The organism is Aeromicrobium sp. REDSEA-S32_B7 (genome assembly GCF_001626145.1).
GTDB lineage: Bacteria > Actinomycetota > Actinomycetes > Propionibacteriales > Nocardioidaceae > Aeromicrobium > Aeromicrobium erythreum.
The window spans coordinates 1-6,728 of record NZ_LUNF01000316.1 but is presented as its reverse complement, the minus strand read 5'-3'; the positions used below and the strand labels follow the sequence as shown (position 1 = coordinate 6,728).

Annotated in this window: 6 protein-coding genes; 3 read left to right on the top strand and 3 right to left on the bottom strand. The window is 68.2% G+C overall.

Translation table 11 applies throughout. From position 1 onward, the window contains the following. Positions 1-162: 162 nt before the first annotated feature. Genes A6Q79_RS17990 through A6Q79_RS17980 form a run of 3 tightly spaced genes read left to right on the top strand, consistent with a single transcriptional unit; the run spans position 163 to position 3,766 of the window. On the top strand, positions 163-993 hold the full coding sequence (locus A6Q79_RS17990; RefSeq protein ID WP_067861630.1) for a c-type cytochrome: 831 nt from the start codon (positions 163-165) through the stop codon (positions 991-993). Between the two features lie 5 nt (positions 994-998). Next, complete coding sequence (locus A6Q79_RS17985) at positions 999-2,066, top strand: ubiquinol-cytochrome c reductase iron-sulfur subunit (RefSeq protein WP_253025780.1); 1,068 nt, start codon at positions 999-1,001, stop codon at positions 2,064-2,066. Next, positions 2,063-3,766 (top strand): cytochrome bc complex cytochrome b subunit, encoded by a 1,704-nt coding sequence (locus tag A6Q79_RS17980; RefSeq protein WP_067858368.1) that lies wholly within the window; start codon positions 2,063-2,065, stop codon positions 3,764-3,766. The genes A6Q79_RS17985 and A6Q79_RS17980 overlap by 4 nt, the downstream gene beginning before the upstream one ends. A 554-nt stretch (positions 3,767-4,320) precedes the next feature. On the opposite strand, the gene A6Q79_RS17975 is transcribed toward A6Q79_RS17980, so the two are convergent. The 3 genes from A6Q79_RS17975 to A6Q79_RS17965 all read right to left on the bottom strand — a co-directional run. Continuing rightward, positions 4,321-5,502: an Ig-like domain-containing protein gene (locus A6Q79_RS17975; RefSeq protein ID WP_236749720.1), complete on the bottom strand. Its 1,182-nt coding sequence runs from the start codon at positions 5,500-5,502 to the stop codon at positions 4,321-4,323. Positions 5,503-5,541: 39 nt separating this feature from the next. Continuing rightward, entirely contained in the window at positions 5,542-5,946 is a 405-nt protein-coding gene (locus tag A6Q79_RS17970) for a cytochrome c oxidase subunit 4 (protein WP_317698907.1), read from the bottom strand. Positions 5,947-5,949: 3 nt separating this feature from the next. Continuing rightward, the coding region (locus A6Q79_RS17965) for a cbb3-type cytochrome c oxidase subunit I (protein WP_317698906.1) at positions 5,950-6,728 on the bottom strand (779 nt) is incomplete at its 5' end.

Genomic DNA, 6,728 nt, shown 5'->3' with positions numbered 1-6,728 from the left:
TACTACTGGCACTTCGTCGACATCGTCTGGGTCGCCCTGTTCGCGACCATCTACCTGATCCGCTGACGCCTGCCGCACGGCTCGGCGTTAGGCCAACCTAAGCCTGCGGACCTGGCAGAACGCTAGGTACGCTGGTTACCCCTGACAGGAATGAGGTTCTCGGTGCGCACTCTGTCGACCCGCCGCCGTCACCCCCTCGCCGGACTCGTCGTCCTGGTGCTCGGTCTCGTGGCCGCTGCCGGGCTCTGGTCCGCGCTCGCCCCGAAGCCCGCCCAGGCGGAGCAGTACACGGCACGCGACGTCGAGGCGGGGCGCGAGCTCTTCCTCATCGGCTGCGCCAGCTGCCACGGGCAGAACGCCGAGGGCATCACGACGAAGGACGGCGGCAACTACGGTCCGTCGCTGATCGGCGTCGGCGCCGCTGCCGTCGACTTCCAGGTCGGCACCGGCCGCATGCCGATGGCGCAGAGCGCTCCGCAGGCACCGCGCAAGGCACCCGAGTACGACGCCGAGGAGACCCGCCAGCTGTCCGCGTACATCGCGTCGCTGGCGCCCGGCCCGGCCATCCCGGCCGAGGAGTACCTGAACTACAAGGACGTCGACGTCGAGGGCCTGCGTGAGGGCGGCGAGTTCTTCCGCACCAACTGCACCGCCTGCCACAACTCCGTCGGCGCCGGCGGCGCGCTGCCCAACGGCCGCTACGCCCCGACGCTCAAGGGCGTCAGCGCCAAGCACATCTACGAGGCCATGGTCACCGGTCCGCAGCAGATGCCGGTCTTCAACGACGACCTCATCACCCCTGAGGACAAGCGCAACGTCATCGCCTACATCAAGCGCGTCCAGGAGCAGCCGAACTACGGCGGCCTCGGCGGCGGCGGCCTCGGCCCGGTCGTCGACGGCGTGTTCGTCTGGGTCCTCGGCATCGGCGGTCTGATCGGCTTCGCGATCTGGATCGGTGCCCACGGAGCGCGATCGAAGAAGAAGAAGGCCTGAACGAGATGAGTGACGAGATCCAGTCCCACGACAGCAGCAGCACCCCCGTCCGCACCGAGCCGGTGCAGGACCCGGGCCTGCAGCCGCACCAGTGGCGTCCCACCGACGTCGACCCGGCGCAGGAGCGCCGCGCCGAGCGTCAGATCTCCGGCATGTTCACCGTGGCGGCGCTGCTGTTCGTGCTGTTCGCCGTCTCCTACTTCGCGATCGACTCCGACCAGACGTTCCTCAACTGGTCCGCGTCGAACTTCGCCCTCGGCGCGACGCTCGGAGGCGGTCTGCTGCTGATCGGCGTCGGGATCATCCAGTGGGCCAAGAAGCTCATGGGCGACCACGAGATGGTCGAGATGCGTCACCCGGCCCGCTCCTCCGCCGAGGACCGCGAGGCCGTCATGGCCGACATCAACGCCGGTCTGCAGGAGTCGGGTGTCGGTCGTCGACCGCTCATCCGCAACAGCCTCTTCCTCTCCGTGGGCGCGCTGGCGGTCCCGTCGGTCGTGCTGCTGCGCGACCTCGGCCCGCTCCCCCACGGCCAGGACGAGACGGTCTGGAAGAAGGGCATGCGCGTCGTCAACGACGTCTCGGGCCTGCCCATCCGCCCCGAGGAGATCGAGGTCGGTCAGCTCATCAACGCCGAGCCGGCCGTCTTCTTCCCCGCCGAGGGCGAGGAGGAGGCCGAGGTCCACGGCCACGAGCTCCTCGCAGCCAAGTCGAAGGCCGCCATCATCGTCGTGCGCATGCGCCCGGAGGACATCACGCCCTCCGAGGGTCGCGAGAACTGGGGCATCGACGGCATCCTCTGCTACTCCAAGATCTGCACGCACGTCGGCTGCCCGATCTCGCTGTGGGAGCAGCAGACGCACCACCTGCTGTGCCCCTGCCACCAGTCGACGTTCGATCTCGCCGACAACGGCAAGGTCATCTTCGGCCCCGCCCACCGTCCACTGCCGCAGCTGCCGCTCGGCGTGGACTCCGAGGGCTACATCATCGCGATGAGCGACTTCCCCGAGATCGTGGCGCCGAGCTATCCCGAGCTTGCGCGCGACCAGAAGAGACTGGATGGTGAGTCATGAGCACTGACACCTACACGCCGGTCGAGGACACGGGCTTCGGCAAGAAGGCCGCTGGTCCCGTCGGCTGGCTCGACGACCGCCTCGGACTGGCCGGGGTGGCGAAGAAGAACCTGCGCAAGGTCTTCCCGGAGCACTGGTCGTTCATGCTCGGCGAGATCGCCCTGTGGAGCTTCGTCGTGCTGCTGCTCACCGGCGTCTTCCTGACGTTCTGGTTCCAGCCGAGCATGTCCGAGGTCGTCTACGACGGCTCCTACGCCCCGTTCCGTGGGCTGGAGATGTCGCAGGCCTACGCCTCGACGTTGCACATCTCCTTCGACATCCGCGGCGGTCTGCTCATGCGGCAGATCCACCACTGGGCGGCGGCGCTGTTCGTGGGCGCGATGCTCGCCCACATGCTGCGCATCTTCTTCACGGGTGCGTACCGCAAGCCGCGTGAGATCAACTGGCTCATCGGTGTCGGCCTGCTGGCGCTCGGCATGGTCGAGGGCTTCGCCGGCTACTCGCTTCCCGACGACCTGCTCTCGGGCACGGGCCTGCGCTTCGTCGACGGCCTGATCCGCTCGATCCCGCTCGTCGGCTCCTACCTGGAGTTCTTCATCTTCGGCGGCGAGTTCCCGGGCGAGGAGATCATCCCCCGCCTGTACATGGCGCACATCCTGCTGATCCCGGCCCTGCTGCTCGGCCTGATCGCCGCGCACATGCTGCTGCTCGTCTACCACAAGCACACGCAGTGGCCGGGCGCCGGACGCACGAACGACAACGTCGTCGGCTACCCGATGCTCCCCGTGTACGCGGCGAAGGCCGGCGGCTTCTTCTTCGTCGTCTTCGGCTTCACCGCCCTCATGGGCGCGCTGGTGCAGATCAACCCGGTGTGGGCGTACGGTCCGTACAACCCGTCGGAGGTCACGGCCGGCTCGCAGCCCGACTGGTACATGGGCTTCTCCGAGGGTCTCGTGCGCATCATGCCGAACTGGGAGAGCACCTTCCTCGGCCACACCTGGAGCTGGAACGTCTTCATCCCGGGTGTCGGTGGACTGGGCCTGCTGTTCACGGTCCTCGCCCTGTGGCCGTTCGTGGAGCGCTGGGTGACCGGCGACCAGCGTGAGCACCACCTGCTGGAGCGTCCGCGCAACGCCCCGACCCGCACGGGTCTCGGCGTGGCCGGCATGACGTTCTACGGTGTCGGCTGGGCTGCCGGCGGCAACGACATCATCGCCACGCAGTTCCACCTGAGCATCAACGCGCTGACGCACATCTTCCGGATCGGCATCTTCCTGTTCCCGGTGATCGCGTTCATCATCACGCGACGGATCTGCATCGGTCTGCAGCGCGCCGACCAGAACAAGATCCTGCACGGCTACGAGACCGGTGTCATCGAGCGTTCGCCCGACGGCAGCTACGCGGAGCGTCACGCCCCGCTCCCGGTCACGGAGCAGTACCGCCTCACCGCGCACGACCGTCTCCCGGCCCTCGAGGCTCCGGCCGAGACGGACGAGAACGGTGTCGCGCTGCCGCACGGCCGGGTCGCGAAGGTCCGCCACCGGGTGCGCTCGTTCTACTACAAGGGTGCGATCGACAAGCCGACGCTGGCCGAGGTCGAGCACGCCGACGAGCACCTGGCCGAGATCGAGGGCCACCCCGTGCACCTCGGTGAGGACTTCCAGGGCGTGTCGGAGACCGGCATCCCGAAGTCGCACTGACCGACCGCACGCACGACGAAGGGCCCCGGAGTATTCCGGGGCCCTTCTTCGTCCCCTCCCCTGCTGGTGCGCTGCTGCGAGGGGGGTCCGACCTCTGCTGGTGCGCTGCTTCAGCTCGTGCTGGGTCTGGTCTCCGCAAGGGCCTCGACCGGGCGGCTGGGCGGCGAGGTGGCTCTGATTCTCGGGCTGTGGCTCTCGTGGGACGCAGGATTCTGCGTCCCTGCCACGACAGCCCACCTCAGCGGTAGATCCACCGCCTCTACAGCGCTCGGAAAGGCGGCAGACCTACCCCCGACGGGTGATTCGGCGGCAGACCTACCGCTAAGCGGGCGAGAACGCAGATTCTTGCGTCCACCCCGAGCGCGACCCGCAGCCCAAGACCCCGGACCAGCGCGCCGCCCAGCTGCCCGGTCGAGGCCTTTGCGGAGACCACACCCACGACGACCCGCGCCGACGCAGCCGCAGGACGAGTCCTCAGCCGCCCCACGGGCCCGTAGGACGCGCCGGCGCACCAAAAGCCCGCCACTCCTCCCCCGCCCGGCGGGGCAGAAGCCTCAGGAGGCGCGCTTGAGGGCGGAGCCCTGGACCCAGTCGCTCCAGCGGGTGTTCCAGTCGGTCCAGCCGTTGTTCTGCTCGAGGGAGCGGCCGCTGTTGACGAACTTCACGACGTCGCCGCGGCGCGACTGGTCGTAGATCCACTGGGCGTCGGCGGTGCTCATGCCGACGCAGCCGTGGCTCACGTTCTCCCGGCCCTGGGAGCCGACCGACCACGGCGCGGCGTGGAGAAACTCGCCGGAGTTCGTCACTCGCATCGCCCACCGGACGTCGCTGATGTCGTAGTAGTCGGGGTCGGACTCCGAGACGCCGGTCGACGCGGCGTCCATGTCGACCGACGCGAACTTCTCCATGATGACCTTCGTGCCGCCGCGGGTCTCGTGACCCGGCTTGCCGGTCGAGACCGGGATGGTGCGCACGTCGCGGCCGTCGATGTTCATCGTCAGCGTGTGCCGGGCGACGTCGACTGTCGACACGATGCGACGTCCGACCGTGAACGGCACGTGCTGGTCCTGCTGGCCGTACACGCCGTTGCCGGCGGGCAGGCTGTTCAGGTCGAGGTCGACCGACACCTTGGTGCCCGCAGGCCAGAACTCCTTCGGCCGGTAGTGCACGACCGTGTCGCTCATCCAGTGCCAGGCACCCTCGACCTTCGGGGTGGACGTGACGTGCATGTGCTGCTCGAACAGCTTCTTGTTCTCCACGGGCACGTCGAACGTGACGATGACCGGCATGCCCACGCCCACCGTCTCGTTCGCCAGCGGAGCGACCGCGGGGTACGTCTGCTGGTCCAGCGTCAAGGCCCGCGTCGTGAAGGTGCGCACCAGCTTCGCCGGCTTCCCGTCGGTGCCCTCCGCCTGCGCGGTCAGCGTGTACGCGGTGCCGGGCTCGAGCCGCGACGTGGCTGCCCAGCGACCGTCGCCGCCCTCGCCCTTGACGACCTGCTTGCCGTCCGACGACGTCAACGACGCCTCGGTGACGGTGCCGTGCTGCACCTCGACCGAGACGACCGTGTCGACGGGGACGTCGGACGCCTGGTCCTCGACGTTCGCACTCACCGTGGCCGGCTGCTGCGTCGGCGAAGCCGACGGCTGCTCGGACCGGGCGGCCGTGCAGGCGCCCAGGGTCACCAGGAGGACAGCACCCATCAGCAGGCGCAGGGAACGGTTCGTCGTGCTCACCGCGTCATCCTACGCGGTGAGCACGAACGCACCGACCAGTCAGTGGGCGTGCACGCCCCGGTAGTACTCGTAGACCCAGCCGCAGACCGTCACCGCGCCGATGGTGGCGCCGATGATGAACAGCCACCAGCCGACGACGACGCCCAGGACGATCGTCGCGAGCGCCAGGGCGCAGTAGAGCGGCCACCAGCTGTACGGCGGGAAGAAGCCCAGCTCACCGGCGCCGTCGGCGATCTCGGCGTCGTCGAGGTCCTCCGGACGTGCCGGGATCTGCTTGGCGACGACGTACAGATAGAAGCCCAGCAGCGCGCACAGCAGGAACGTCATGACGAGCGCCGTGGTGCCCGTCGGGTCCTCCGTCAGCACCCAGTACACGGGCGCGATGAAGACGAAGAAGATCCCGCAGGAGATGATGACCCAGTACTCGGCCTTCATGCCCTTCATCGCTCACTCACCGTCCTTCTGCTGCTTGGCGTCCTTGATGGCCGCACCCTTGCCGTTCGTGTTCGGCGCGTCGGCGAAGAGGCCGCCCTCGTCCGGGTTGTGCAGCAGCTCCAGCTCCGCGATCTCCGGGTGGTGCAGGTCGAACGCAGGGCTCTCGCTGCGGACCCGAGGCAGGGAGTGGAAGTTGTGCCGCGGCGGGGGCGAGCTCGTGGCCCACTCCAGCGAGCGGCCCCAGCCCCACGGGTCGTCGAGCTTGACCAGCGGGCTCTTGCGCGACTTCCACACGTTCCACAGGAACGGCAGGGTCGAGGCACCGAGCAGGAAGGCACCGATCGAGGAGATCTCGTTCAGCGTCGTGAAGCCGTCGTTCGGGCCGTAGTCGGCGTAGCGGCGCGGCATGCCCTCGACACCCAGCCAGTGCTGGACGAGGAAGGTCATGTGGAAGCCGATGAACAGCAGCCAGAAGTGGATCTTGCCGAGCTTCTCGTCGAGCATCCGCCCGGTGAGCTTCGGCCACCAGTAGTAGAAGCCGGCGAACATCGCGAACACCACGGTGCCGAAGACGACGTAGTGGAAGTGCGCCACGACGAAGTAGGAGTCCGAGAGCGGGAAGTCCAGCGTCGGCGACGCCAGGATGACGCCCGTCAGACCACCGAAGAGGAAGGTCACGAGGAAGCCCAGCGAGAACACCATGGGGGTGTCGAAGGAGATGCTCCCGCCCCAGATCGTGCCGATCCAGTTGAAGAACTTCACGCCGGTCGGGACCGCGATGACCATCGTCG